Source organism: Phaeobacter sp. G2 (genome assembly GCA_025163595.1).
GTDB lineage: Bacteria > Pseudomonadota > Alphaproteobacteria > Rhodobacterales > Rhodobacteraceae > Pseudophaeobacter.
The window spans coordinates 3,075,083-3,100,557 of the sequence record CP104100.1 but is presented as its reverse complement, the minus strand read 5'-3'; the positions used below and the strand labels follow the sequence as shown (position 1 = coordinate 3,100,557).

32 protein-coding genes and 1 other RNA gene are annotated in these 25,475 nt (G+C 60.2%); all 33 read right to left on the bottom strand.

Annotation, left to right across the window (positions count from 1 at the left end; genetic code table 11):
• Position 1: 1 nt before the first annotated feature.
• Complete coding sequence (locus N1037_14745) at positions 2-337, bottom strand: hypothetical protein (protein UWS78524.1); 336 nt, start codon at positions 335-337, stop codon at positions 2-4.
• A 12-nt stretch (positions 338-349) separates the two neighbouring features.
• Complete coding sequence (locus tag N1037_14740) at positions 350-1,486, bottom strand: hypothetical protein (protein UWS78523.1); 1,137 nt, start codon at positions 1,484-1,486, stop codon at positions 350-352.
• A gap of 13 nt (positions 1,487-1,499) precedes the next feature.
• A complete protein-coding gene (locus N1037_14735) occupies positions 1,500-5,474 on the bottom strand; it encodes a DUF1983 domain-containing protein (protein ID UWS78522.1) in 3,975 nt (1,324 codons plus the stop codon).
• Entirely contained in the window at positions 5,471-5,875 is a 405-nt protein-coding gene (locus N1037_14730) for a hypothetical protein (protein ID UWS78521.1), read from the bottom strand. The genes N1037_14735 and N1037_14730 overlap by 4 nt, the downstream gene beginning before the upstream one ends.
• Positions 5,876-5,877: 2 nt before the next feature.
• On the bottom strand, positions 5,878-6,471 hold the full coding sequence (locus tag N1037_14725) for a hypothetical protein (GenBank protein UWS78520.1): 594 nt from the start codon (positions 6,469-6,471) through the stop codon (positions 5,878-5,880).
• 2 nt (positions 6,472-6,473) lie between these two features.
• Positions 6,474-7,124: a hypothetical protein gene (locus N1037_14720; GenBank protein UWS78519.1), complete on the bottom strand. Its 651-nt coding sequence runs from the start codon at positions 7,122-7,124 to the stop codon at positions 6,474-6,476.
• A complete protein-coding gene (locus N1037_14715) occupies positions 7,124-9,544 on the bottom strand; it encodes a phage tail length tape measure family protein (protein UWS78518.1) in 2,421 nt (806 codons plus the stop codon). The genes N1037_14720 and N1037_14715 overlap by 1 nt, the downstream gene beginning before the upstream one ends.
• 357 nt (positions 9,545-9,901) lie before the next feature.
• Complete coding sequence (locus tag N1037_14710) at positions 9,902-10,231, bottom strand: hypothetical protein (protein ID UWS78517.1); 330 nt, start codon at positions 10,229-10,231, stop codon at positions 9,902-9,904.
• Positions 10,232-10,250: 19 nt separating this feature from the next.
• Entirely contained in the window at positions 10,251-11,186 is a 936-nt protein-coding gene (locus N1037_14705; protein UWS78516.1) for a phage tail tube protein, read from the bottom strand.
• The gene (locus N1037_14700; GenBank protein ID UWS78515.1) at positions 11,187-11,330 is read right to left on the bottom strand and encodes a hypothetical protein; all 144 of its coding nucleotides are present in this window, start codon (positions 11,328-11,330) and stop codon (positions 11,187-11,189) included. It lies immediately after the preceding gene.
• Entirely contained in the window at positions 11,327-11,755 is a 429-nt protein-coding gene (locus N1037_14695) for a hypothetical protein (protein UWS78514.1), read from the bottom strand. The genes N1037_14700 and N1037_14695 overlap by 4 nt, the downstream gene beginning before the upstream one ends.
• The gene (locus N1037_14690) at positions 11,755-12,183 is read right to left on the bottom strand and encodes a DUF1320 domain-containing protein (protein ID UWS78513.1); all 429 of its coding nucleotides are present in this window, start codon (positions 12,181-12,183) and stop codon (positions 11,755-11,757) included. The genes N1037_14695 and N1037_14690 overlap by 1 nt, the downstream gene beginning before the upstream one ends.
• Before the next feature lie 60 nt (positions 12,184-12,243).
• A complete protein-coding gene (locus N1037_14685; protein UWS78512.1) occupies positions 12,244-12,627 on the bottom strand; it encodes a hypothetical protein in 384 nt (127 codons plus the stop codon).
• 12 nt (positions 12,628-12,639) lie between these two features.
• Positions 12,640-13,530: a Mu-like prophage major head subunit gpT family protein gene (locus tag N1037_14680; protein ID UWS78511.1), complete on the bottom strand. Its 891-nt coding sequence runs from the start codon at positions 13,528-13,530 to the stop codon at positions 12,640-12,642.
• 11 nt (positions 13,531-13,541) lie between these two features.
• On the bottom strand, positions 13,542-13,973 hold the full coding sequence (locus tag N1037_14675) for a hypothetical protein (GenBank protein UWS78510.1): 432 nt from the start codon (positions 13,971-13,973) through the stop codon (positions 13,542-13,544).
• Positions 13,970-15,019, bottom strand: coding sequence for a phage protease (locus N1037_14670; protein ID UWS78509.1), 1,050 nt, complete (start codon positions 15,017-15,019; stop codon positions 13,970-13,972). The genes N1037_14675 and N1037_14670 overlap by 4 nt, the downstream gene beginning before the upstream one ends.
• 104 nt (positions 15,020-15,123) lie before the next feature.
• On the bottom strand, positions 15,124-15,615 hold the full coding sequence (locus N1037_14665) for a phage virion morphogenesis protein (protein ID UWS78508.1): 492 nt from the start codon (positions 15,613-15,615) through the stop codon (positions 15,124-15,126).
• Between the two features lie 121 nt (positions 15,616-15,736).
• Positions 15,737-16,888 (bottom strand): phage head morphogenesis protein, encoded by a 1,152-nt coding sequence (locus tag N1037_14660; GenBank protein ID UWS78507.1) that lies wholly within the window; start codon positions 16,886-16,888, stop codon positions 15,737-15,739.
• Positions 16,881-18,527, bottom strand: a complete 1,647-nt coding sequence (locus tag N1037_14655) for a DUF935 domain-containing protein (GenBank protein ID UWS78506.1) — start codon at positions 18,525-18,527, stop codon at positions 16,881-16,883. Before N1037_14655 ends, N1037_14660 begins: the two co-directional genes overlap by 8 nt.
• Positions 18,527-20,215, bottom strand: a complete 1,689-nt coding sequence (locus N1037_14650) for a hypothetical protein (protein ID UWS78505.1) — start codon at positions 20,213-20,215, stop codon at positions 18,527-18,529. Before N1037_14650 ends, N1037_14655 begins: the two co-directional genes overlap by 1 nt.
• 3 nt (positions 20,216-20,218) lie before the next feature.
• On the bottom strand, positions 20,219-20,533 hold the full coding sequence (locus N1037_14645) for a hypothetical protein (GenBank protein UWS78504.1): 315 nt from the start codon (positions 20,531-20,533) through the stop codon (positions 20,219-20,221).
• Positions 20,530-21,111 (bottom strand): DUF3486 family protein, encoded by a 582-nt coding sequence (locus N1037_14640; GenBank protein UWS78503.1) that lies wholly within the window; start codon positions 21,109-21,111, stop codon positions 20,530-20,532. The genes N1037_14645 and N1037_14640 overlap by 4 nt, the downstream gene beginning before the upstream one ends.
• A 2-nt stretch (positions 21,112-21,113) precedes the next feature.
• Positions 21,114-21,413: a hypothetical protein gene (locus tag N1037_14635; GenBank protein UWS78502.1), complete on the bottom strand. Its 300-nt coding sequence runs from the start codon at positions 21,411-21,413 to the stop codon at positions 21,114-21,116.
• Between the two features lie 6 nt (positions 21,414-21,419).
• A complete protein-coding gene (locus tag N1037_14630) occupies positions 21,420-21,758 on the bottom strand; it encodes a DUF2730 domain-containing protein (protein UWS78501.1) in 339 nt (112 codons plus the stop codon).
• Positions 21,749-22,333: a holin family protein gene (locus N1037_14625; GenBank protein ID UWS78500.1), complete on the bottom strand. Its 585-nt coding sequence runs from the start codon at positions 22,331-22,333 to the stop codon at positions 21,749-21,751. The genes N1037_14630 and N1037_14625 overlap by 10 nt, the downstream gene beginning before the upstream one ends.
• Complete coding sequence (locus N1037_14620) at positions 22,321-22,935, bottom strand: holin-associated N-acetylmuramidase (protein UWS78499.1); 615 nt, start codon at positions 22,933-22,935, stop codon at positions 22,321-22,323. Before N1037_14620 ends, N1037_14625 begins: the two co-directional genes overlap by 13 nt.
• A 91-nt stretch (positions 22,936-23,026) precedes the next feature.
• Positions 23,027-23,422 (bottom strand): helix-turn-helix domain-containing protein, encoded by a 396-nt coding sequence (locus tag N1037_14615; GenBank protein ID UWS78498.1) that lies wholly within the window; start codon positions 23,420-23,422, stop codon positions 23,027-23,029.
• A complete protein-coding gene (locus N1037_14610; protein UWS78497.1) occupies positions 23,409-23,663 on the bottom strand; it encodes a hypothetical protein in 255 nt (84 codons plus the stop codon). The genes N1037_14615 and N1037_14610 overlap by 14 nt, the downstream gene beginning before the upstream one ends.
• Positions 23,660-24,112: a regulatory protein GemA gene (locus N1037_14605; GenBank protein ID UWS78496.1), complete on the bottom strand. Its 453-nt coding sequence runs from the start codon at positions 24,110-24,112 to the stop codon at positions 23,660-23,662. Before N1037_14605 ends, N1037_14610 begins: the two co-directional genes overlap by 4 nt.
• Positions 24,112-24,366: a hypothetical protein gene (locus N1037_14600; GenBank protein ID UWS78495.1), complete on the bottom strand. Its 255-nt coding sequence runs from the start codon at positions 24,364-24,366 to the stop codon at positions 24,112-24,114. The genes N1037_14605 and N1037_14600 overlap by 1 nt, the downstream gene beginning before the upstream one ends.
• Before the next feature lie 12 nt (positions 24,367-24,378).
• On the bottom strand, positions 24,379-25,056 hold the full coding sequence (locus tag N1037_14595; GenBank protein ID UWS78494.1) for a DUF3164 family protein: 678 nt from the start codon (positions 25,054-25,056) through the stop codon (positions 24,379-24,381).
• 26 nt (positions 25,057-25,082) lie between these two features.
• An RNA gene (locus N1037_14590) (hammerhead ribozyme type II) lies at positions 25,083-25,155 on the bottom strand.
• A 7-nt stretch (positions 25,156-25,162) separates the two neighbouring features.
• Positions 25,163-25,447 (bottom strand): HU family DNA-binding protein, encoded by a 285-nt coding sequence (locus N1037_14585; GenBank protein UWS78493.1) that lies wholly within the window; start codon positions 25,445-25,447, stop codon positions 25,163-25,165.
• Positions 25,448-25,475 lie beyond the last annotated feature (28 nt).

Genomic DNA, 25,475 nt, shown 5'->3' with positions numbered 1-25,475 from the left:
GTCAGTCCTCGTCTACTGTGGTGGGCTGCGGCAAGCGAGTGACCGGATCTGGGACTGGCCCTGAGGTGACAGTCAGAACCGGCGCTGTGGCGGGCTGGATCGGCTCTGCCGTGGCAGTGTCATAGTGCCAGCGCAGAGACAGGAGCAGAACGCCCCCGGTGCGTTCGATGCGCCCCACAAACGGGTGATCGCCCTCTGGCTCAGCAAAGCCGCCCTCGGGTACGGAGGACAGGTCATAGGCGACACCATCGACGGTGAGGGTATCGCCGTTGACGCTTGCGGTGGTTTCCGGTTGGCCGGGCAGACCAGCGATACAGATGCAGGCGATTTTCATCATGTGGTTTCTCCTTTAGAACCATCGGCCAATGGCGATGAGGCTGGCGGCCAGGGCAACCCTGTCGCCGTTAAGATTGACGGCCCGAACGGCCACATCAGTCGCAACGGTTCCGCTCCCCGCGATCCCACCGATCGACAAAAAGGCTGGCGCTGAAGACAGGGCAGAGACAGCCCCGGAAACAGCAGGCCGCCCAGGTGATGCCGGATAGAAGAAGGTAGCCGGATACGTCCAAATCAAATCCCCCGCCGCGCTCGTATTGAACGCCTGACAGGTGCAGATCTGCGTCCCGTCTGCCAATCGCACATACTCGCCATTGGCGTTGCTGCCGCGCTCGATCAAAGCTCCCGTCGGCACCCCGCCTGATTGGGAAACGGTGCCGAGAATGCTGCCCTGGGTGTACCCTTCGCGCCATTCGGACCAGCCGGTTGCGGGATCAACTGCCCGTAAAGCAAACCTGCCGAGACTGGACGCCGCCCGCGAAATCGCCAACTGCGTGTGAATGTCAGCGGTTCTAGAGGCGTGGAGAATGGTGCCGTTTGGGGTGAATGGCGGAGAGTTCAAGGTCTGCGAGTCAAAAGTGTGGAAGCCCGATGCCGTGATGTCGTTGCAGTCTCCGTTGGTCGCGCTGAGACCGACGCTCCCAAGACCACCCGCTCCGAGTTTCAACAGCTTTCCGACCGTGAAGTCATCAGGGCTGGACTGCACCGCTGCGCCGCTGGCAACCCCACCCGCAAGCATGAGCTGAAGAACGTCACCGGCCTTGAGGCCAATGGCGTTTCCTGCGGGGTTTGTCATGCCAGTATCGCGGTCGGCGTCAAAGACCACGTCGCCTGGGAACCGGCCCTGACCGGCCTTGTCATAGATGCCTTGGTAGTTGCTGATCAGATCCTGCAGCCGGGCCGTCAGATCATGCGCCAAAGACTGCGTGGGAAAGGCCGCGTAGGTTTGCCCGGCTGCGGTGGCTCCCATATAGGGGGAGGCCAGAGTGATTTGCGTGGCGCTCTCAACCGAAAACACCTCGTAGGTGCGGCCATCTGGGCCGACAAAGCCCCAACCTGTCTGCAAGCTGCCGAACCAATTGGTGCAGGTGCCGGCCACCACGGCAGAGCCGTTTTCAACTGATACAGTACCTGTCTTTACCCATGCCATGACGGGGCCTCCTTTAGGTTACCTGGAACACGGTCCATTCGATTTTGGGGTTGCTGAAATAGACGCCTTGGGTGGCCTCCAGATCGATCTTGAGAAAGACCCGCTGGTCGGTGCCGCTGGACCAGTAGGGCGTCACCAGCTTGTTCGGGTCTTTTTGCCAGTTCGCTGATGGGTCAGGATTGGCCCCGCCAAATCCATTCCAGCGCGCGCCCGGCTGGATGGATGCGTTCAGGGACCACAGCGCATTGTTTGGGTCAAACCCACCGGGAGCGGTTGCTCCAGTCGTCACCGAAGCAGCCGCGACCAGGGCAACCGAGCTGGCCTGCCAGACGTCGGATTTTCCGACTCGGATGCCAGTGTTCACAAAGGCCCATTGGTCGCCGTCTTGAATGTTGCCGGTTAGGGTGAACGACCCAGTCGCCAGGACCATTGGGCGGGACAAAACAACGCCCGCCGCTTTGACCATGCCCGTTGCAAAATCCAGCTTCAGCCCGGCCGTCGGAATGCCGTCGGCGTCTTCGGCGTAGTCGTCGCTCTGGATGGTGTCTTCGATCTGCGCGCGGCCAATACTGGCTCGGCCGAGGAACACGTTTTCCATGTAGACGCCTGCCGGAAACAGCTTGCCGTCAATGGTGCGCGAGCTGGTGTAGACCACAAATGGCGCGGTGCGGTTGCTTCCGTTCGGCCCGACGATTGCGAAACGATCCGATTTGAACACCGTGTCAGAAACAACCGCGCCTTCGTCGTCCAGCTCGGAGCGAACGACCAGGCCGGAGATCACGCCGTTGACGTCGAGCTGCAAAGTGTATTCAGCATTAATGCCGCCGATAGCGGCCAGCGACTGAGAAACTCCGGCGCTGTTGCCGTCCACCTCCGCTTGCACCGCCGTGAGAGCTGTGGCCTGCGCCGCAACCACACCGTCTACAAGCTCAATCTCGGTGGTCAGCTCTGAAATCGCAGCGGAATGGCCCGCGAGTGTGTCACCCGCGCCGTCCAGCTCGGCTTGCACCGCCGTGAGAGCTGTGGCCTGCGCCGCAACCACGCCGTCTACAAGCTCAATCTCGGTGGCCAGCTCTGAAATCGCAGCGGAATGGCCTGCGAGTGTGTCACCCGCGCCGCCCAGTTGTGCGTCCAGTTGTACTATGTCCTGGGCAATGGCGGCGGTCTCACTGGCCCGCGCGGTGCGTTCCGCCTCGATCAGGGCGGCGTTGTCTGCGGTCACAGCGCCAAGCGCCGCCGTTTGCGCTGCAAAGGCCTCGCCCTGATCGTCGACGTGGGCGCGCAGGTCCTGGGAGGCATAGGCCAGATCCACGCGCCAGGCTTCGCGGTTTTCATAGCTCTGGAGCAACTGTTCCAATGTGGCGAGGTCCGCAAGATCCTGTGCGGTTTGTTGGTTCCGCGTATCCGCCACTGTTTGGCTGATTTGGGGGCCATCCATGGCGCTGATCTGGATTTCGGCGGATTGCAGGCGGTCTTGCAGACCGGTGAACTCTGACTGCGAGGCCTTTAGCGTGATGGCGGCTTCGGCGGCGTCCAGGTCAAGTTCCGCCTGCGAAAGGCGGGCGTCAATGCCGGTGACGGTGGTTTGAGAGGCCATCAAGGCAAGCGCGGCTTCGGCGGCGTCCAGGTCGATTTCAACTTGGTTCAATTGTAACTGCAGATCATCGACTAGCGGAAGGCTGGACGGATCTAAGGCCGCCAGGGTGATCTGTTGATTTACCCAGGCCTGCGTGGCCGCAAGGTTGATAGTGCCCTCGGCCGCGCTCATGCGGAGTTCAACCTGGCTGATCCGCTCGCCTTCGGCTTCCAGCCCATAAATCCTGACCGCGCCAGTCTCGGGGTCTATCACGATCCCCGCGTCTGCCATCAAACTGTCCAGCCCGGCAAGATGGGTGAGCGCCCAAAGGGATTGCTCCCCGATCTGGTTCAGGGCGTCGGCCTGTGTTTGTTGCGAGACCGCCTGAACTTCCAGCGCGGTATCCAGCGGATCTATGCGGGCGGCGACCAACTCATCGTCCAGGACAGAGGCCACGTCAAAGGCCGCGTCCGATAGAGTTTCAAAGGTCTCGGTCGAAAGATCAGCAGGGGCGATCCCGACGTCCGGGGTCGTGACCGGTAACCAGGCAGACCAGCTCGTGGCGCGGTTTCTCGCGACTGGTTTGGCCTGGACCACATAGTCTGTCGCGCGGATGGTCGGCGCAAAAACGAACTCACCGGCGCTCACGTCCTGAGTGCTGGCCGTGATGATCTCAGAGGTGCCGACTACTTTGACCCGGAATGCCAGCCCGTCGGTTGCGTCCGCAATGTCGCCATCCCAGACGATGCGAATAGCGGGCGCGCGGTTGTTGCCTGCGCCGTCCTTGATCGCTGCCCCGTAGACCGCAAAACCGGTGACGCCGCTGTGGGTCGGGGATGGCGTGCTGGTCACCTGAGGGACAGTTGGCAGGGCAAGGGCGGGGTCCGGGTTATAGTCCTCGGGGTCGCATTCGCGCACGCTGATCGAGACATTCAGGGTCAGCAGATCATAGGCAACCTCAGTAATGCGAAAGCTCTTTGAGGTGTATTCGTAGTCTTCGGAGGTGGCGTTGATTGTCTGAAGCGGACGCAGGCGGAAGAACTCTGGCAGCATAGGCCATTTGTGGGCTCTGAAGCGCCGGTTTTCCTTCAGCAGGGCGTCACCAATCTGGCGGCCTTGGTTGGCGTCAAAGACCATGGGCAGAGATAGGTCATAGAGTTTTTCTCGGCCGTCCTCAGCGATCCAGTTGGCCTTGGAGATCGTCTCCAATGTCGACGGGTTCCAAAGCGCCTCAGGAGAGGGGTGCGAGACGATGACGCCATTGAAGGTGCTGTTGAGATCGGGGAAGGGATCATGCGTCCAGGCGTCAGAGACAGACAGATCCGTGTCCAGAACGATCTCCGCCACCGCGTCGCCGCTGTCGCCAACAATGGGATACCAATAGCCGCCGATTTCCACGATCTGAGCGTTGGCCGCCGCAAAAAGCTCTTTGAGAATGTCGGCTGGCGCCTCTTCAAACTTGATCTCATAGCCGCAACGCGCGGGCTGCGGATCGCCGTTTTCGTCAATGAACTCCCGCGCGTTCATCGCAGCGAACCAGTCGGGAAGGGGGAGGTCTTCGGCGTCGAAATCCCCGCCATAGATACGCCCGCAAGGCAATGTGATCCCGCGCAGGATATGATAGGCAATCACCATGGCATTGTCGGTGAATTCCCATGTCTCCGGCGCGTCCCAGCGCTGCGGCCCATTGCCACCGACGGTGCTGTCCTGGCGTGGGTCATAGAAACCCGGGCCGTCCAACTCAAAGAGGTATTCTGGACGGCCATTGGGGTAAAGATAGGCCATGTGGTAGAAAGTCAGAACCGCATAGCAGACGCCGGTCAGGATGTGGTCGTCTGTCCAGGGGCGTTCCGGGTCGTCTTTGAAGCGCGCGACCAATTCCGGGTCAGCGGCGATTTGCGAACCGTCCAGAAAGCGAATGAAACCTGTAAAAGATGTCGATGTGTGGCGTTTGGTTTCAATGGGGTAGCCATAGGGCTCTTGCCAGTCGGTGCCGATTTCTGAGATTTCGCCGTCAATAATGAGGCGGCGTAAGCGGGCCCCTGGCAGGTCCCCGACCTCGACAACGTGGACGTTGTAGATATTGTTCGCACCGAAGCCGTTTTGATAGACGGCGTGGCCGCCTGTGGCGTAGCGGCCGATGATAGTGGCCTGCGGGTCAATGCCGCCTTTGGTCGTGTGAGTGGTGACTAGGCCGGGGTCACGCCGCTTGCTCTTTTGGTATTTCTCCATCAGCACCGAAATGGCGGTGGTGATCAGTGTTTTGAGCGCGGCGGCGACCAGGGCTTTTACTGTGATAGAGGCGGCGAAGGCCTGCCCGAGGGCCACCAGAACACCAATAATGGGCGCCGCGTGGGCGGGTTGGCTGAACAGAAAGAGGCAAATCAGAGCGTAGGACAGCAGGCGGGTCATGGGCGAAACACCCGGTAGGCGTTGGCGGGGTTGACGTAGTCCAGGCCGTCCAGGCTCAAGACGTGGATTTGCGGGCCGCCAAAGATGCCAAGTGCGATTTCGCCGGCTTCCTGAATTGCGGCAATGTCACCGACCTGCGCCTGGGACCAGCCGTCGATTTCGACCAGGTGGTGCGCCGCCAGATCGTCCAGGCTGGAAAAGCCTGCCATGGCGAGCTGGTCGCGCCCCTGATCCAGGCGACGGTACGTTCCGCGCCACTGCGCTGCTAGGTCCTTGCCCGAGCACCGCTTGACCCACTCGGCCGCGAAGAGCGCGCAGTCAAAACGCCCGGCCCGAAAGCGGCGTCCCGTGGCGCGGGTTTCGCGCAGGTAGCAAAACAGTAGGGGTGCTCGGCTGTTCATTGTCAGCCCCATCTGATCGACCATTCGCCCGCCACGTCGCTGTATTCGCGGCCCCGATCCAGGGGATTGCGGCGTTGCAATTCAGCGCTTGAACGCTTCAAGGGCAGGCCAAAGGTCAGGCGGCGGCCAGCGGAGACCAGCACCAATTCGGTAAAGCCCGTGCCGCCTTTTGCGGCAATTTCCTGCGGGGCCTGGTTCAGGAAACCTTTGAACATGCGCACGGGCTCGCCGAGGGGGGCGCCGGTGTCGATATCCATCGGGCAGGAATGGATCTGGACGGCGGCAAGGCGTGGCTCATAGGCGTGCAGAAGGGTTTTAACCTCGTCCGTTAAAGGCGGTAATTTGATCCTCAAATTGCGCACAACAAAGCCGGGTTTGGCGATGATTGGGGGCACGTCGATCACATTGCCCGCGCCGTAGTAGGTGCGGATTTCGCCTCCGATCAAGAACTCCTGGTGGTCGTCTCCGCTCCAAAGTCCGAGGGTTTCTGGCGCGCCGGTCTCGCGGTTCTTCGCCTGGATCCACAAAAGGGCGTGGCCCTCAGTGCCCCGGCGCTCTTCTAACTGTGCCTGTGCTTCTGGACTGAGATTTGACATTTCTACCTCAAGGTCTGGACCCACTCAAACGACCCGCCTTCGCTGATCTTTGAGCGGCTCGCGCCGTAGTTTGCTGATTTCAAAACGGCCTTCAGGACCGGGGTTCCGAGCGTCACAGAAGCGCCAATCGCGGCTCCGGGGCGGATCTTTGGCGTGACCTCGATGTCGGTGATCTTGCCGCCCAGGCTGGCGGTGCCGCCCGTGAAAATCCGGTGATAGGCATAGCGGGTTGGGTTTGCCCCGTAGCTAAAGCCCAGCAAATCGCCCCGTTGCAAAACATACCCTTGTGGCAGGCCAGCGAGAGTCAGTTCCCGATTGTTGACGGAAAGGGCCGAGATATAGGGGGAGGCCGCGCCCAGAATGACCTTGCCAGGGTCAGCAATCGGGCCGGTCATTCGGGGGTCGCGGAACAGAAAAGACGCGCCGGGGTCTTCGAGAACGGAAAGACCCGCTTCAATAGCAGTCCAGAAACCGTGGGCTTCAATGTCCAGGGTGATGCTGCCCTGCCAGAGCCGGGCACCGCGTTTATGGGGAATGATCGATCCGTCCGCGCCTTCGGTGGTCGTGACCGCGCGGCCGGGAAAGGACGTGACCTTTGCAATGGGTAAAAAGTCCATGAATTCAGAGGTGGGGAGGGGCCAGGTTGCGGGCATTAGCCTATTCCATGTGGGTCGTTCAGGGCGCGTCGGGCGGTCTCGGGGGCGGTGTTGCGGTCGTAGTCTTGAAGACCCTCGACGGTGATCCTGCCCGAGACCTCTTCGACGTAGCTATGAAACAGAGGGCTTGGCTGGATCACGACGCGGGCGTAGGGAATTTCTCCCGCGCTGCCCGTGGCCGAGCTGTTCGCCCCAGTTGCCTTGCCTCCGGGGATTTCGCCACCGCTCGCAAAGCCGGGGATTTCGGCGCCGTCATTCATCGCCTGCAGGACAGGGCGGTACTTGCGAGTGGCCTTTGCGTGGACCACGGTTTCGCCTGGGGACAGCCAGGCCGGAACCTTGTCGTCGCGGTTGCCGCCGTCGCCGTGGACCGTCCCGATTCCGACGTGACCCTCAGCCAGGCCCAAGCCGCCGAGAAAAATGCCCACAAGGCCGCCGAGTTCGCCGTCCTTACCACCCAGGCCGAAGAGATTGCCCAAGGGGCCGCCACCCAGAAGGAGCGCTTCTAGGGCCGCAGCCGCGATGGATGCCTTAACTTTGTCCCAGGCGTCGGCGGCTTCTTCGCCGCCTCTTACCAAGCCTTCGGTCAAAGAGGTTACATTGTCGCGCAGATAGTCAGTTGCGGCCTCTGTCTGAGCAATAGCCTGTTCTTCTTTTAGGCGTTCGCGGATCAGGGCCTCTACCGCTTCGCGTTCTGCATCTGTCGCGTCCTTGAGCTGGTCGCGGATGCGAAGCATTTCTTTCAGAACCGGGTCCGTCTCGCGCAGCACTGCAATGCGCTGGCGTTCCCGTTCCATCAGCCGTTCGATGGCCTTGCGTTCTTTGTCGTAGCTGGCCGCGCCGCCGCCCTTGCGAGACCGTCGCGATTTGGGGTTCGACGGCATATCGACGTCGGGCAAACCGTGGTCTTGGTAGACATAGTCGGAGTTGCCTGCGCCCCGGCTTTCGCCGCGAGGGTCTGCAAAGTCGGGGTTCTCCCGGATGCGCCCCATGATCTCCTGGCCGTTGGCCTTCATCATATTGACCATGAGGCGGTGTGCCTCATCAGCCGCCAGCGAAATGTTGCCCGCCATATCCGCCGAAGCGACGCCATTGGCCGCGTCCCAGGCTTCCAGCAATTCGTCCTTCAATTGTTCGGAAAGATCGCGGCTCTCAAGCTGCTGTTCATAGGCTAGGCGCTCGGCCTGCAGGCGCAGTTCTGCGACTTCCACGCTGCCTTCACCAAATGCGGTGATCGCCTGCTGGGTTTCGGCCTCGAGGCGGAGCAGCTCAATCTGGTTGCGGGCTTGGGTTTCGACCTGCAAGCGCTTTCTCAGGTAGGTTTCCACATTGCTTGAGAGGCTGGACCACAGATCGGCGCCGGTCGCCTTCAGCTCATTCCAGGGCGCTTGTAGGGCACCGGCGAACAGCTCCAGATCGCGGATGATGGCACTCAGGCCTTCATAGAATTCTCGCTGAGTGCCGTTTAGGTTTTCCAGCCCGCCAGCCGCGCCCAGGAGCTGTTCGCGGACATCAAGAGCCGCTTTAAGGCGGGTTGCGGCGTCTGCGTTGCTGTTCAGCAGCTCAAGGTTCTGGGCAAAGGCATGGCCAGCCTCACGGTTGAACTTGCCGACCGATCCCAGACCGAGGAAGTCCTGAGACGCCGACATTGAGGAACGGTCGTCCCAGATCGCCAGATCCAGCACCAGATCGCGCACGCTCTTTGCTGTGCCGTCAATCGCTTTCTGAGCATCCATCTTGGCCAGGGCCGCCATATCCGCCAGCACCAGGCGCAGCTCCGGCGACGCCTTGCCAAATTCTTCGATCATTTCGGCGGTGCTGAACCGGGTCTTAGCGGCCTTGTCCGCATAGGCGTCGATGGCGTCACCGAGCGCCTCGAGCTGGTCTTCAAGCGTGGCAATGTCTTCGTCTGCACCGGTCAACCAGTTGACCAGGGCGGCACCGGCGGCGATGGAGCCGATGGTGATGAGCGTTAGGGGGCTGACCATGGAAACAAGTGCGGCTTTGAGGGCTTTGGCTGCCCCGGCTGCGCCCATATTACCGATGACCTGGGTGATCTGGGTGCCCTGTTGGATGGCGAGCTGAAACGGGTTTTGGCCCGCTGCCATCATCACGCCGATATCGTTGAACTGGGCTGTGAGGTTGCCAACCTGACCGGCGGCCAGTTGGTGCGACCGGCCCATGGTCACGGCCTCATTGGCCACTCTGGCTTCAGTCGCGGAGAGGAGGCGGTTCTTGGCGGCGGCCGTTTCTGCCTGCGCTGCCAGTTTCCGAACCCCAACCGCAGCCTTTGCTTCTTCTGCCGTCATGGTCTTGGTAGACGTGGCGACGGCATCTTTTGAGGCTTTGAGCTGCGATAGCTCAGATTTGCCCTGGGAGGCATCAATCGTCAGCTTTCCAGAGACAACAAAGGTCATTTCAGTTTCCGTTCCATTCGGCCAATGCGCCGTGTTCGATGATCTGGACTCGGCCGAATAGTTCCGGGTTCATTTCCACTCCGGCCATGTCCCAAGCGGCGCGGGCACCGCCATAATCAAGCCCAAGCGATCTGGTGCTGCCGTCTGCCAGACCGATCCGCTTGAACTGTGTGGCCGCATCACAGAAGGCCTCAACAGCGGGCAGGTTGCATTGCCAGACGCCTTCGCTGTGTTCTGGCGGCGCGAGGCTGTCAGCAGGGATGCCGAGGACCGCGCAGTCTTGAAGGGCCTCGGCCTGACGGTCCTCTTGGTTCCCGGTGAACAGGGTCCCATTGGCAAAGGCCCGCCCGGCCCAGGTTAGTTTCCCGTGACGGCCTTTACCTGGGCACGGGTGTAGGTGGTCAGGAGCGCCAGGCGCACGTAGCCAAGGCCAAGCAAGTCTTCGAGAATGGCCGGGCTGTAGGTCACCGGCTGACCGTTTTCGTCCGCCAGGTCGTCAAGGGAGACGATGATCTCGCGCAGGAAGGCTTTCACATCTTCGGTGGTGGCCAGGTCAAACGCATCGCGGTCCGTGTCGGAGAGCACGCTATAGGTCGCCTTCAGGCTCTCTTCTTTGAAGCTGTCCCCGGAAGGGACAGAGACGGGCACATCGCGGGTAAAGGTGGGTTTGGTTACGACGTTAAACACTGGGAGCGCTCCTTTGGGGCTAGGTCAGGATGAGGGACCACTGGGCGTTTTCAGTGGCGGGGCGGGGCACCAGGCTCAACGGCCATTCCTTGATGTCCTGGCTTTGCGAGAGACTGGGCCGCTGCATCTGCGCTGTTGGCAGGTTAAGCGTGACGATCTTTCCGGCTTGGGTGCCATGAACCAATTCGACCGGCACCTGGGTCATGGACAGGGCCTTTTGAAACGGGTTGTAATCAGCCAAGGGCTTGGCCTCGACGGTGGTTTCAAACAGTTCCGATTTATCCACGATCAACACGCGTTCAGCCCCGACCAGGAACCGGGTTTCCACCTTGTTCCCGAGGTTCAGCTTGGCGGTCTTCATCACAAAACCCACGCCATCGATGGTGAAGGTCGGCGTGTTCTGATGGGAGACAACCAGCGGCTCGACCCAGCTCACCAGATCGACGGCTGGCGCGGCCACGTCGGTCGGTAGAGTGAACAGCCCGGTGAAATCAAACTTGATCTTGGGCGTCGCCTGGGCATCGAGCATCAGCTCGGCCTTGCCCCGCGCGCCCCGGATCACATAACGGGTGCCGGAAATGTTGAGGTGGAAGGTTCCGGCCTCGTGGTCTTTGCCGACCGGCGTATAAGCAACCGAGGTGGCCGGAGTGATGGTCTCCGCAACTCCGCAGGCGCGCAGCAGCGGCCCCCAAGCGGGGGCGATCCCTGCCGCGCCAGAGGCGCTTAAGTCGGTGGTGAAGGACAGCGTGGAGTGAACTTCTGTCGGAATGGAACCGTTGGCTCCCATGCCGGGCTGCTCCTGGTCGCGCTCCTGGTCCTGGCCTTCCATCGGCTTCAAGGTGACTTCCTGAGCCAGGATCGCATTGGCCGCGCCGGTGGGGCCGGGGTCAACGCCATATGTGGCCTCAATGCCAAACAGCAGGCGCTTGTCTTTCCAGTAGAGGGGAGCGGACATTTATGCCTCCTGTTCTTTGGCGGGTTGCGGTGCGGCCGCAGCGGGTTTGCGGTCTTCCTGGGTAGGCTTTTCAACCTGCTTCAGGCCGCCGTTCTTCTGGCGCTCAAAGCTGCCGCCGCCGGTGGGTGGGGAAAGTTTGGTCATGATGCGGTCCTCAGACTTGCTTCAATTGAGAAGGCCAGCTCGTAAAAGGCGCGGCCGTTATGGATGGACAGGAGCTTGCGGCGCTCAAAGATCAGGACGCCTGGGCCGGGTTCCGGCGACCAGCCCACCAAAGCGAGCGTCACTTCGGTCAACAAAGGATGCAGTCTCCCCAGGGCTTTGCGCCCCGTGGGGTCATTGGCATCGAGAACCAGATAAACGCCGATGCGCTCGGTGATCGCCTGGCGGTAAGCCCCGGTGCCGGTGTCTGCCTTGCCCCCTTTGGCATCCAGGGGAACGACCAAAGCAGTGGCGTTTTGCGGCAAGCGCCCGTCCCGCATCAGTTTGGCCATCTCAATGACTGGCTCGACCCGTCTATTCAGGTCGGGAACGTCGTCCTTCAGCTTTTGAATGATAGCGTCCAGCATCAGATAAACCCGGTGGTGCTTTTGGCTGTGATGGGGCGCTCCCGCTTAGTGAAGCGGACGTCATTGGCCGATTTGGTGGCCGGTTCGTTTCCGGCAATAGGCAGGCCGATCTTCCCTTCGCCGATCTGGGCGAGGGTCTTACGGGCAGATTTTTCGGCACTTTCGATTTTCTCGGGGGTCTCGTAGACGTGCAGGTCATAGATGACCAAGGCCTCGGACAGGCTCGAGATCAGCTCCGGCACTTCGTCGAGGGGCAGGGCGTAGTGATTGACCAGGAAGCCGTCGATCAGAGCCTGGGCCGAGGCGATGGCGCTGTCCACGATCTGCGTATCGATCTCCCCAGTCGGGGCGTCGGCGCGGTCTGTGAGGTCCACCAAAAGACGTTTGCCGAACCGGGTCACAAGCTGATCTTGAGAAGTGTAAGGCATCGTGCCCCCTAGTCAGACGGTGGAGATTTGGGCCGCGCCAGAGGGGCGCGGCCGCTTGGCTTAGCCGATGGAGACGATAAGCTCGGGGTCGTCTTCCAAGGCCTTCAGCTCGCCGTCGCCCAGCTCGTCGCGGGGGATTTCAACCGCTTCGCGGGTGAAGTGCCGACCAATCCGCCAGCGCCCCCGTTCCGGGCCTTTGACGACAACCAGGTCAACCCGATCTGCTTCGCCATTTTCAGCCGCGTCGGCTTTTGCTTTGGCGTCCGCGTCGGCTTTTGCTTTGGCGTCCGCGTCGGCTTTTGCTTTGGCATCCGCGTCGGCTTTTGCCTTCACTTCGGCTTCCGTTTCAGCAATCTTTGCCTTCAGCTTGTCGTCGCCAATATTGGCCGGGTGGGCGATGTTGAGTTCCTTGGCGCGGGCCAGGAGGGTTTCACGTTCGTTCATGGGATCTGCTCCTTAGGCCAGACGCGAAACCATCAGCACTTCTGCAGTGCCTTTCCACTCGTTGTCCGAGCCGTCGATCTGGTCGTTTTTCATCAGACGGTTGGCGGCACCTTCCAGAGCAGGGGGCACCATCAGCACGTCGGGGGAGAGGTTCAGCGGCTCGCCATAGTCGCCCTTCATGGACTGCACAGCGACGCGGGCAGCTTCATAATTGGCGGCGGTCAGGGGCTGGCGAGACACGAAGGCGGTTTGCCAGAAGCCAAAGCCGACGTTGCAACGACCGTCTGTCCCATAGAGGAACTTCTTGTTGTTGAAGACGTTCGGGTCATTCGGGTTGTCCAGGGCCACGAAGTCAAAAGCTTCGCGTTCCTGGTAGATGATCGGCTTGATCACTTCGCTGGTGCACAGCAGATACCAGGGTGTGCCAGCGCCGCCACCGTCGTTTGACACGGTGTAAACTTCGCCATCGGCGTCCAGAACCGGGTGGTCAGTATCGAAGAAGTTCTGGCCGTCATAGCACTTCTGGTTTGCGCCGTCCTTCAGGAGGCCAAAGACCAGCTTGTCGGGATGAGCGGCAACCTTGCGCCCAAAACCTTCAAAGACGGGCTTATAGACGCCGATATTGTCGTCTTTGATTTTGTTGCGTTCGACACCGATGGTCAGCTCATAGTCTTTGTTCTTGATGGCGTAGTCGTGTTCTTTCAGGCCGTGAACATGGCGTTCGCCGATCCATTCGCGAACTTCGGGCATTTCCCCGAGCCAGCCATAGGTTTCTTCACTGGCCGAGGACAGAACCGTAGTGGCGATCCGCCCGTAGCGGGTTTTCTCCTGGCCGATGCCGCTTTGAAAATGGGCTTTAAACCCCTTTCGAAGAGCGTTCAGCGCTGGTGATGTGATAAGCATGGCGGGGTTCCTTAGCTCGCGTTGGTCAGCGCTTCGTCGAAGCGGACCCAGACGCCCTGGGCGTCAACATTGTCGATAAAGCCTGCGCGGGAGCGGGTGCCGGTTCCGTCGGTCTTGGCGACAGTCTGGTCATCCACCACATAGGCGAGAGAGCCGATATCCGCTGCGGTGATCTCGTCACCGGCTGCAGAGTTGGCATAGCGGAACAAGCCCGCGTTGAAGGGCACGTCCAGGTCGCCATCAACGCCCAGGCGGTTGTCCACGTGGTCGCCAGCGCGGCCTACTGCCACCAGGCCAACAGCAGTCTGGCCTTTGGTCAAAAGCCCGGCTGCGTTGCGCATGACGATTGCCCCGGCAAAGATCCGAACCCCGGCGACTGCCTTGCCAACCCGGTTGTCACCGATGGATTGCGGGGTGTTACGGTTGTCGGTCAGAGCAGTCATTTGCTTGCCTCCGATTTCCCGGCCATTTCCTCGTCGGTAAGGCCCAGAAGGGTTGCAACGCTGGCTTCTTCAGCATTGAGAGAGGTTGCCCCGTCGCCACTGGCGGGCGGGACAATGGCGGTGTGGGTTGCGTCGAGCTGGGGCAGTTTGCCGATCAGCGTCTCGGTGCCCTCCGGGTCCCGCTGGTGCAGCGTGATAAAGTGATCCCGGCTTGCCGAGACGCCGACGCGTTTTTCTTTGATGGCGGAATCGACAAAGGTTTCGGCAGCGGACAGCTTGGTCCCGGCCTGCAGGCTGGTGACCGTGGCAGAGAGTTCGGTGACGGTGGACTGCAGGGCCGTGATCGTGGCCTGTTCATCCATGCCCGCGCTTTGGGCCGCTGTGACGATTGTGGCCGCGTCGGCGTCGCTGGGGCAGCCGAGGGCCGTGGCGATCTCGCCTAGCTGGGACTGCAGCGCATCTTCGCTGGTCTCAAGTCGGGCGTTCAACGCAGTGGTGATATCGCTTTCGCTGGCCCCGGCGGCGAGGCCGAGCAGCTTGGCGATGGTTTGCTGAAACATGGGGTCTGTCTCCTGGTTGAGGGAAGTCATCCCGCGCAGGTTTGGCCGGTTGACCAGGCTGGCACGGCGAATGATGACGATGGCCTTGTCCGAAGTGGAACGGTGGCCAATGACCGGGGAAATTCCGCTATAGGCGCGGTCTTCCAAAAGGGCGCGCCCGGTGGGGGTCCACTCGACGCGGCCATAAATCCCGTCTTCGCGGGCTTGCATTTCAACGATCCAACCGCGCGCCGGGGCCGGGCGGCCTTCCTTTGCAGCCAGATCCATTGCGTGGTCCTGGTCGATGGGCAGTTTGTCCGCCTCGGCAAAGCTGTTTTGGATGATCAGTTCTGGGTCGGCTACATGGTAAGGACCTCGCGCATCAAAGGTCTGCACCGCGCCGCTCGATGTTGGAAGAAGCTGCACCCATTCCGGGACTACCGCTTCCTGGGAAGAGGGCAGCTCGGCATGTACGGCGTTAATTGAAGTGAGAAGGTGCTTGTCCATGACAGGCAACATCGCAAAGCTCGCAAACAAAAAATGCCCGCAACGATTTGCGGGCATGTGTCAGGGCTATGGTTCGGGCAGGTTGCCGGGGTCTGGCTTGCGGGTCAACCCCGACTATCTGCAGCGCGTTCCAGCCATTCTTCCAGCTCGAGCGCTAGGTTGGTTTCGTCTTCTTCGGAGATCCCGATGAAAGGCCGGGCCGGGATATTCCCCCAGGGGATTGAAGACCCATTGGAAGCGGTGCCAAACGCGCCCTTGGCCGCACCGAATTGCATCACCGCCGATTGGATTGCGTTTGAGCCGTACTCAACACTGTCTTTGTCGGCCTCATAATGCAGGTGGTTCCTCATGTCGCCAGTGACGTTTAGAGGGGCACCGAAGCTCAGCCCGAGCTTGGCGTAGCGTTTTAGCGTCGCGGGGGATCTCGGCGCGAAGGATGCCCCGTCTGGTTGCTGCCCGCGCAAAACTCGGTCTTGGGTGGAGGAAAGCAGGAGTTCGCCCGCGTCTTGCATGAAGCCTGTCATATCGCCGGTCGCCTCTAGGAGGGCGAGCAGCAATGGGTCAAGGGTGTCTGTGTTGAAAACTAGGCCGTTCATGGCTATCTTCTCCTTGCAGGCGTGACGCGGTGATATTCTCCCGGCCGTAGCACAGGTCTTTGGCCTGGAGCGCTATGCGGGGTTTCCGGTTTCGACCGGGTGGGAGGCCCCGCCGCCTGCGTTACCTTCCCTTTTTTTCCAAGCGCAATAATTCGCGGTCCCGTTTGGCGGCTTCTCGGCTTAGCCGCCTAAAGCTGGTGACAAAGAGGCCTTGGCCGGTTTGCGTTGCTTTCACGATTAGGACGTGGCCCCCATCTGTGGCTTCGCGGACGAAAATCAAATTCTGAGGGCCGTCTTGAATTCTCCGCGTGGCTTGGGAGACCGTTGCCTGAGCCTGCGCATAGTCTGCAGGTAGCAGCTCCGGGTGCTCCCTGATTTGTTTTGCGGCTGTTTGGGGCGAGACGTCCGCGACCAGGCGTTGCGAACCGATTGCCTTGGCGTCTTCCTGGCGGAGGCGGACCAAGGGGAAATTTCCTTTTGGATCTTTGAACCAGGTCTCGAAAGGCCCTCCGGTGATCCAGCTTTGAATGAGGTCAGAGGACGGACGATCGTTCAAGGCTTCAAGTTTGTCGCGGAGCTGAAGAACGGTTTCGCTGACGGAATTGCCCGGAGCGTAGGCCCAACCTTTGCCAACCCCAGGAGGGGTGCCGGTTTTAGGATCCGGCTCGTTCCAGTTTGGCTGCAGCTTCACCGAGGGCTTGCCGCCGCGACGGATCGCAGCCTTTAGGGAACGCGCGCCGAAGACCCGGCAGGAGCAGCCCCATTCGTTGGGCGGGTAGTGCGTTTGCCAGAACAGGTGAGCCGCTTCCAGAATGAGGCCGTCCCAGGCCAGATGCTGCGGGCGTGGGTCAGCGGATCCGCCGTGGCGGTAGACCCAAAGAGGAAAATTGCCGTCGCGCAATTGCGCCAGGCGACCCGCCATGTAGCTGGTGCGCATGTTGGTTCGGTAGATGGTGCGCATCCGCCAGGCTTCGCCTTTGGGAGTGCCTTCGCCCGTCCAGCCGTGCCAGCCGTGCTTTTCCACAACGGCTCTAAAATCCCGTTTGAAGGCTTCCAGGCCCGTGCCTTCAGAAATGGCTTTATCAACGGCGTTTGCCAGATCCTGCAAAAGATCCGCCTTGGTGGCCCCTGCAACCATGAAGGCCCGGTCGTGGGCGCTGTGGAGTAAATCATCCCAGGCGCTGGTCGGTACCAGATCACCAAGTCGCAAACGAAACGCCGCAACCTGCTCGGCAAAGGGTTTGCGAAACGTGGCAGCGAAGGCATCAGCCATCGGCTTCTTCCTCGACTGCGGCGCGGCCGCCGGCGGAAGCCGCAAGGATCGCGGCGGCCATGACACCGGGCAATTCCGGGGTGTTCAGTTCCGGGAAGGCAGACAGGAGGTTTTCGCGCAGCTCTTCCAATGAGGTGGAGGCGTTGACCATGACTTCGACGCTCCCCAGGAGTTTGTGCATTTCCGGCAGGGCGCTTGCTTCAAAACGGGCCGTCAGCGCTTCAATTGGCGAAATCGCCTCAGAGGGGGGCTGTGGCGCTGTTTCGGCCTGTAGTGCGGCAACGGGCGCGGGATCGGCCTTGACCCCCTTTAACCCCCCTTTAAATTCAGTCTCAGAGGTGTTCTCGTCAGTATCCGGGGCAGCATTCGTCTCTTCGGGGGGCTTCTCAGAGGAAATGCCCACAATCACGTCCCCTTTTTTGGGTGAAGACAATCCCAACTTATTGAGGACTTCATCCTGGGAAACCCGCAGCCCGGCTTGAACCCATGGAACCGTAGCGTCGCTCCATGCTTTCAAGTCTTCTGCCTCGGGCCGGGCGATGACCAGCTTGGGGTAGGTTCTTTGCGGCCCGAAGTTCATGATCACGAAAGGACGAACCAGGCTCTGGTTCAAGATGGCCGAAAGCAACCGGCCGTCTGCGCGCTCGATGTCTTCCTGGACTTCTCGGTGCTCCTTGCCAGAACCCATGCCCCCGGTTTCTGCGTCCGTGGTGGCGGTTTGTCCCAGGACGGCCTTGGAGGTCTGCTGATCCAACCAGACGCAGCGCTCTTTGTAGTGGTCGGTGGAGGATCCGACGTTGTCGGCTGAGATGAATTCAATGGCCATGCTGGCGGGGATGATCGCGGCGCAATCCCCTGCGATATCGGCGACAGCGTTGAACAGGGTGTCTTTCTCGGCTTCAGACGTCCCCGGACCATATTTTCCGACCCGGATAGGTTGCCCGTAGGTTTGCGTGAAAATTGCCCAGTCCCGCTGGGTGTAGGCTTTGAACAACCAGGTCCAGGTTGCGACGCGGGCCAGGCCGGAGCGCAGGTAGAGGCCAGACTTTGCTTTCATAGGGGCAAAGATGAACTTGAAGTCGGGCAGGGGTTCTTCTTGCCCGCTGGCGGATAGCATGACGGGTGTCTTCAGATCCTCCCGCTTGAAACGGAACCAGCGTGGGTCTCGCCATTCCAGGCGGCTCGGGTAGGTGAGGCCTCCGTCCACATCCCAAACCATTTCTGTGAAGCTGTAGCCCTTGCCGACCGCGTCTAGGATCTCGAACAGCTCGGCCGTCAACTCATCCCGCTTCAACCAATCCCGGAGCATATCGGCGTGGCGTACCTCCTCGGGGCTTTCGCCGCCGGGCTCGACGGTGATCTCAAGTTGGCTGACCGCTCTTTTGCGGGTGCCCAGGACTGCGAGGTAGTGAGGGTCTCGTTCTTCGATCTGTTCTGCCAGTTCCAAATAGGCCACCGGATCGCCCTGGTCAGCCTGGCGCAGGATATTGGCCAGGCTGACCGGATCAAGCCCGTCTGCTGGATAGGCCGAAATTGGAGAGCGAACCGTGCCGATCTGGGCGGCAGAAATTTCTTCCTTCAGGAGAGAGACTTCAACAGGGGCACCGCTCGGGCCGAGAACCTTGGTTGTTCGTTTCATCAGATCTTTCCTCTCAGCCGTGCGCCCAAGGGCTGACGCCAGGCGCTTCGCTTTTTGTCCGCTGCGCGGTTACGGTTCAGTCGGTCCTGCGCGGTCAGCGCCGGTCGGGTTGAAGCCTCAGGGGATTTGACCGCCCGGTAGTCGGTTTCGGAGTAGTCCTGGCGGCTGGCAAAATAGCCGAGCGCGCTGGCGACCGCGCTGTCACCGTGACGGTTCAGCCCGTCGGTGCCTTTCATGCGGAAGTCTTTGGGAACCTTGATCACGCCGTCCACGAACTGGAGGGACTGATGATCCTGGACAACATCCTCATGAGCACAAAGGACAATGGTTTTGTCGCCAAAGGCCTCGATGTAAGCGGCCATCTCGCGGGCGTACCATTCGCGGCTCAAGCTCACCTCGATGATGCGCTCGCCGTACCGCTGGGCCGCGACTTCGGCGAGGTAGGCGCCATTGCCTGTTTTGTCCAAAGCCCCTTTGATGAAATTCGGCACCCGGTCGCAGATGTAGTAGAGAATATCGCGCTGCTGATCGAAGGGGATATTGCGCAGCTCGACCAGGAGCTTGGTTTCGCGCACCAGGGTCGGCGTGATCTCCATAATCACGATGTCCGTGGCATCGCCGTTGCGCGCAAAATCTTCTCCCATGATGTGCTTGGCGTTCTCATCCAGCTTGTCCAAGACCGGCTTTAGGTGCTTTTCGCACCATTCAATTGCGGTGCGCTTGCGGATCTCGTCACTTGCGTTCTTGAACTCGTCCGGCTGGTGCCAGCGATGGAAGGGGATGCCTTGCTTGGTGCAGGCTTCAATTTGAACTCGGGTCAGGGCCGCGCCTTCTGCCTCGGCCGCGACGGCGTCCAGCTCCTGACGCATGGCTGCTGTGCGTGAACCATAGGCCCCCCGGATCTGGGCTTCCCATTCGTCCTGGGCCTCCTGGCTCCATTCCATTTCTCGCATCAGACAGACGCGGCGATAGAGGCCGTTCTTGACCGCGTCTCCGAATGGAATGTGGTGGACTTCGTAGGGGGTCTTTTTTGCTCTAGCTTCCCGGATCAGCTCGTTGAACGGGTTGAGAACCCCGTTATGGGTGGAGATGATCCGAACCTTGCCGCCCCAGATCAGCATGGCGTTCACAGCGTCAATGACCTCGCGGACGTCCTTGTGGAAGGCCGCCTCGTCAATGACAACAATGCCCTGCAGGCCGCGAATGTTGGCGGGATTTGAAGACAGGGCTTCAACCCGAAACCCGCTGGCGAACCGGGCGCGATAGGCGCTGATGTGCTTGGTGGTGCCGTCTGGTTGCTTGTCCTCAAAGAGATACTCTTCAACCTCGACCAACTCTCCAGCGACCGCCTTTGCAAAATGCGCTACGTAGCCAATGAACTCGCGACCCTTTTCCTTGGTGTCACCGATGTAGAAGACATTGTCGCCGCCTGCGGATTTCTTGCTGGCCGCGATGATCGTGTCGCCGAGTGCTTCGGCAAATGTGATCCCGGTACGGCGGCCCTTTTCGGCGATCTTCAAATCGCTAGTGTCTTCCAGCCAGGTCTTTTGATGTTCCATCAAAATCCCGTCTGCCAGAGGGTTGAGATCCTCCGGCAGATCGGTGCCCAGGTTCAGGGTTTCTGGTAGCTTTTCCGGGTCACGAGAGAGGACCGGCGTTTTTGGGGCGACGTCAGTTTTTTCGCTCACCTCTCAAACTCCAGACCAGGCGCGTTCGTAACGCGATTGAAGCGTATCAGAGGCCGGGGCGCCGCCTCTTAGATCTGGACAAAAGTCGTGCTCGCCCAAACGCCAGAGATGACGGATTGTCTTGTTGTTCACGACGCGGCTTTGCGGGGGGTAAACTTCAATCGCAGCGGTCTCGCTCCCCCACACCTGGTTCTTGATCTCTTGAAGCTTATCCCAAGAAATTGAGCCGTCGTGTTCGACCCAGAGGTGGCCAAGGGTTTCGTCCACGTGGACCCGGTAGCTTTCGAATAAGAAATTCCTGATGATGTGACCGCTCATTTTCGCATTCCCAAGATCTTTTTGCGCAGGAAGTCGGCGGCTTCGGGCGACAGCCCGGCCTCTTCTGTGGCCGCTTCTAGGTTCTCGGCCATCTCAGCGGCTGCAGCTTTGCGGGCGGCGGCTTCAATACGACCCCGCTCGTCTTCCATGAGTTTTTCGCGGATGCCCGAGCTGGCCATCACGTCTTTCATCAACTTGCCAATGAAGTGCAGGTCTTTGGGGTCAATTTCTTCGCCGCCCTTGGCCATCTGGCTCCGCATGACCTTGAAGGCGAGCGTGGTGATCATTTGGAACAGCACGTTGTGGCGCTGCGCTTCCTCTTCCAGACCGTTGTCGTTCATCCACCCTGCTGCCCAGGCGCTGGCTTCGTCCTGGTGTTTGACGAACTCGGCATACTCGGTGCCGTAACTATGGATTGCAGATTTCTTGATCCGAAGCTCGTAGCCTTCTTCTTCCAGGCGGAAATTCAGATCCTCGGCCAGATCCTCATAGCCTGCGAAGCCACGTTCTTTCAGAGCGTCTTGCAGCCATTTCTTCAGCTCAGCGGGGAGCAGGTCAACCTTGCGGGGGGGAGGCATGATCAGGAACCTGGCCGGGGGCGCCGGACGCCTGCATTGCGGGCCTTGCCTGTGGCAATGTCAACGCCCCGGCTGGTGATGGTCGCCACGCGGAAGGAGCCGTTGTCTTCAAAGGTCGCCAGGCCTTGTTCCTGAAGCCAATCGAGCTCTCCCATGACTTGGTCGCGGGAAGACGCTATGCCGAAGTCATTGCAAACATGCTCCAGAATGGAGGCATTGGATGTGTATCCTGGGCTGTCTGCTAGAAATTTAAGGATGGTGAGGCGGCGGTGCTGGGAAATTCTGTCGATGTATTTGGTCATCTGCTCTTAGCCCCCGATAAGGTGGTCTTCGTGGCGGCTGACAATGGTTTCAAGCCGCGCCATTATCTTGGCGTTGCCTTCCATCACAGCACGCATTTCTGCTAGCGAGCCGGTCTGTTTGACCAGCTCCAGTTGCAGGGCGTGGATGTCACCGGTTCCGGGCATGGCCTGCACGGTTTGTTCCAGGGCAACAATCCGCATGTCGTGTCGGTCCATCCGCTTTGAACCGTCCTTGAACCGTTCGTCGGTGTCTTTTCTGCGACTGGATATGAACGCAAAAATGATCGCTCCAACGGACAGCAGGAAACTTGCAAGCTTCAGCCCTGTATCTAGATCTAGGGCCACTCTTTGCCCTCCTGCCACTCGGTCACAGCGGGGTTTTCGCTTTGCTCTGTGGCGGATTGGGTCAGGCCCGCGTCAGTGCCCGTATCGGCGGCTCCGGGGCTGTCGTGGCGCAGAGCGCGGATCTCCTCAATCCTGTTCAACACTTGAGGCACCATGGCGGTTCCCTCAGCCAAGGATTGTCGGAATTGCTGCGATTTGGCCTGGAACCGACCGCCAAAATAGAAAGCGACAATTGTGCCGGCCAACCACCAGAGAGGCTCAGGAACCAAGATTAATCCCTGCATCCGTTCGGCGAACCAAAGAGGGTCAAACATGGCGCTGGCAAACAGCGCAAAAACAGCGATGACGATCAGGGGGCGGGGCAGGCGGTTCAACCCATCCATGAAGCGGTCAAACCAGCCGTTGCGGGCCACTTGGAATTCGGCTGTGAATTGGCCGAGGGTAGCCTGGTTGTAGTCTGCCCGGCGCTGCGCGCTCGCCTCGGAATTTTCCCGAAACACTTCGGCGGTTTCAACGATTGCGTTACCGCCACCGCCACCGAAAATTAGGCCAAGCAACTTTGCTAGTTTGCCCATTTTGAAATCCTTCCCTGAAACTCTGCGTCGCTCATGTGAAAGCGCGGCGAGATGAACTCCTCGGCGCGCTTGATCCAGCCGCCTTTGCCGCCTGCACGGGTGCGGGCATACTTGCGGGACGCGCGGCGGCGATCAGCGAGGCGGAAGTAATAGTTGCGCCGGGCAATGCCGTAGGCATCGACGAAATAGTCGCCGGCCTTTTTGAACGCGCGGTGCACCGCCTGCGCGGTCTTCGGGCCAAGTGCCCCGTCGACTGCCACAGGTTCTTGAAAATCAGCCAATAGCTTTTGCAGGATCTTAACCGCATTGCCTCCGGCGTTGACGTACATATCAAAGACGGAGGCTTGCAGCGTGGCCGGCAGCAGGTTGATCCGGGGCTTTTCAAAGTAGTGACGAATGAAGATTTCAACGGCCTGGGCGCGGGTCAGTTTGCGGACGTCCTGCGTATCGATGTCGCCGTCGCGGTCCAGGTCCAACCCGAGGCGGCGCATGGTGTGGATTGTCACGCCGTAGTTGGTGGCCCCGCCCGGATCGTCGGGGTCATTCACATAGCCGCCTTCACGGGCGACAATCTCTTCTGCAATTTGCTGAACTGACTTCATCGCGTGGCCCTTCTGAAAACCCGTTTCGGTGGGGTTCAGATTGCCGGGGTTTGCACAAAAAAAATGCCCGCAAGCATTTGCGGGCGTTTGGTCAAAAGAGGGGCATCTGGTCGGGGTCGTCCGGCGGCTTTGGCATTTCGCGCAAATAGTTTCTGACCATAACGTCGGTGACGCCAAGTCTGGTGGCAATCTGAGAAATTTTCAAGCCCTGCGAACGGTAGACCTGGGCGCGCCACTTTTTGGCCAGTGGAACGCGGCGCTGAAGGCGCGCAGAAATCTCCGACAGCATCCGCGCTTTGGGATAGCCGACACAGGCCGCAACACGGGAACGGTAGGAGGGGTGGCTTGCGATATAGATCTCATTGCCGCCAAAGGTCTCTAAGAACTTCAAGGTGTCTTCCAGGCCGAGCGCCTCAAAGTAGGGCGCGACCTGGGCGGTGGGTTTGGGGTGGGGCAGAGAGGGTGAAGCAGGATCAGGCTTTGCCATTTCGCTTGCCCTTTCCAGACTTCTTCCGGTTCCTACGAACAGGCAACACCGTGACCACGGTGCGATTGCGGATCCGGTAAAGATATCCCCCGTGGAAGACACCGCGCGCGTCGGGGAATTCGTCTCCCAGGGCTACCGCCTTACCGATCTTGCGACGAACGGCGTTGATGTTGATGCCCTGGACCCGCTCTAGGTAGCGCAGGATGGCATGGTCTGAGATTTCGCAACGCGGGTTGTTCATTGCTGATGGTCCCCCCACTCGAAGTCGATATCCACGCGCTGGCCCCAGCTCTTGAGAGCTTGAATGACCTGGTCGATCTCGGCGTGGTCGCGCATCATATCCACGTCAGCGGGCACGTTGCTCCAAGCGTTCTCAAATCTGGCGCGGATGAACTTGTTCAACCCTTTGCGGCTGGGGTCGCGTAGCTGACCGGCATCGCCAAGTTTCGTCCAAAGAACGTGGACCAGGCGCAGATCGGCGCGGGATGCCTTGGCGCGCTTTTTCTTGCCAGATCTGGCCTTGAAACCGCTGTCTTGAAGGCGCTTTAAAACCACCTTTAAGTCGGCTTCACTCATGTCCTTCATGGACGCTTTGCCGGTCGCCGCAAGCTGGAGATCCCGGCGGGCGTCACTGTCTAGGCCAAGCTTGCGGCACCCGACGTGGATCTTTTGTTGCAGGGCGCGGCTCATCACGAGACCTCCTGCAGGAAAGATGTTACCGGGTGGCAGATCTGGACGTTGGCTCGCATACGCCGGTCGGCCACTTCCATTTCTTCCCGCGCAACCTGGTCAAAGCGGCCGTCTGGAAGTTTGGCCAGGTCAGCCTCCTGGCGAAGGACTGCGAGCCGGTTGCCCAGCACCAGATTGGCGCGGTGCAACCTGGTTGCGTAGAGGCTCATTCCCTCTTTGAGGCTGGCGCGGATTTCATCTTCGGTCAGTTCCATGATCGCAGCCTCCTACGCCTTTGAAAGATCAATGGTGATCGCTTCCCATGCGGCGGTCTGAGAGGCCCGCTCGTAGAAGCGGACATAGGTTTTGGAACCGACCACCCGCATGGCGTCGCGGATAGCCTGCATGGCCCGCTTCCAGCGCTCGTCGGCGATGTCCAGGTTCAGGAGCATGAAGATTTCAGAGCGGTTGATTTGCCCCTCTTTGTCGGTGTTGAACGCCTTGGTCACGATGGCGCGCAGCTCAGGGCCAGAGTCTGCGGCCCACTCATTCAGGCACTCGTCCACCAGCCCTTTGGCGATCTGCAATTCAGGGCCAAAATCAAAGGACTCGGCGATCTGCACCTGGACCTTGTACAACCCGTCATAGCTGAACAGGGTCTTGTTGCCTTTCTTGCCACCGACAGTGGCGTCGTATTCTTGGGCCAGCAGCGCTTCGAATGCGCTGATATCGTTGAATGTATGGGCCTTGAACCGGGCAATCTGTTCGCTAAGGGCCTTGCCATAGCCGATCATCTTGCGGACCGTCTCGTCCTGGAGCGCGTCCTGGGCTTTCACCAGCTCAGCGGGCACCAAAGAGCCTTTGGCATTGGTGCGGTATTTTTTGCCTTTAATCTCGACGACCCCATCGGGGATCTTTGCGGGCCTTGAGGTTGTTTCGGGAGTCGGATTCTGGGCGTGTGTCATGAGTGGTTTCTTTCGAAAATCGGGGCGTTTGGCTGCTCATCAGACCAGGACCGCCACGCCCTGGTGACCGCGCCCGGCTAGACCGGGCGGGTTTCGCGTTGTTGGTTTAGGCGTTCAGCTCATCCTTCACCGCCTGCGCCTGCTTGAAGCCCAGGGAGGACGAGGCCGCGATGTCGATAGCCTCGCCGGTCGCTGGGTTGCGGCCCTTGCGAGCCGAATTCTCTTTGCGCTTGAACGTGCCAAAGCCGGAAAGGGTGACGTCGTCCCCATTCTTGACGGTCTGGATGATTTTGTGGGTCAGCGCCGAAAGGGTCTTGTCCACCGCGTCCTGGCTTTGGCCGGTTTCCTCGGCAACGGCGCGAATGAGTTCTGCTTTGGTCAGTTTAGGCATGGTTCAGCTCCTATGGCTGGTTGGTGCG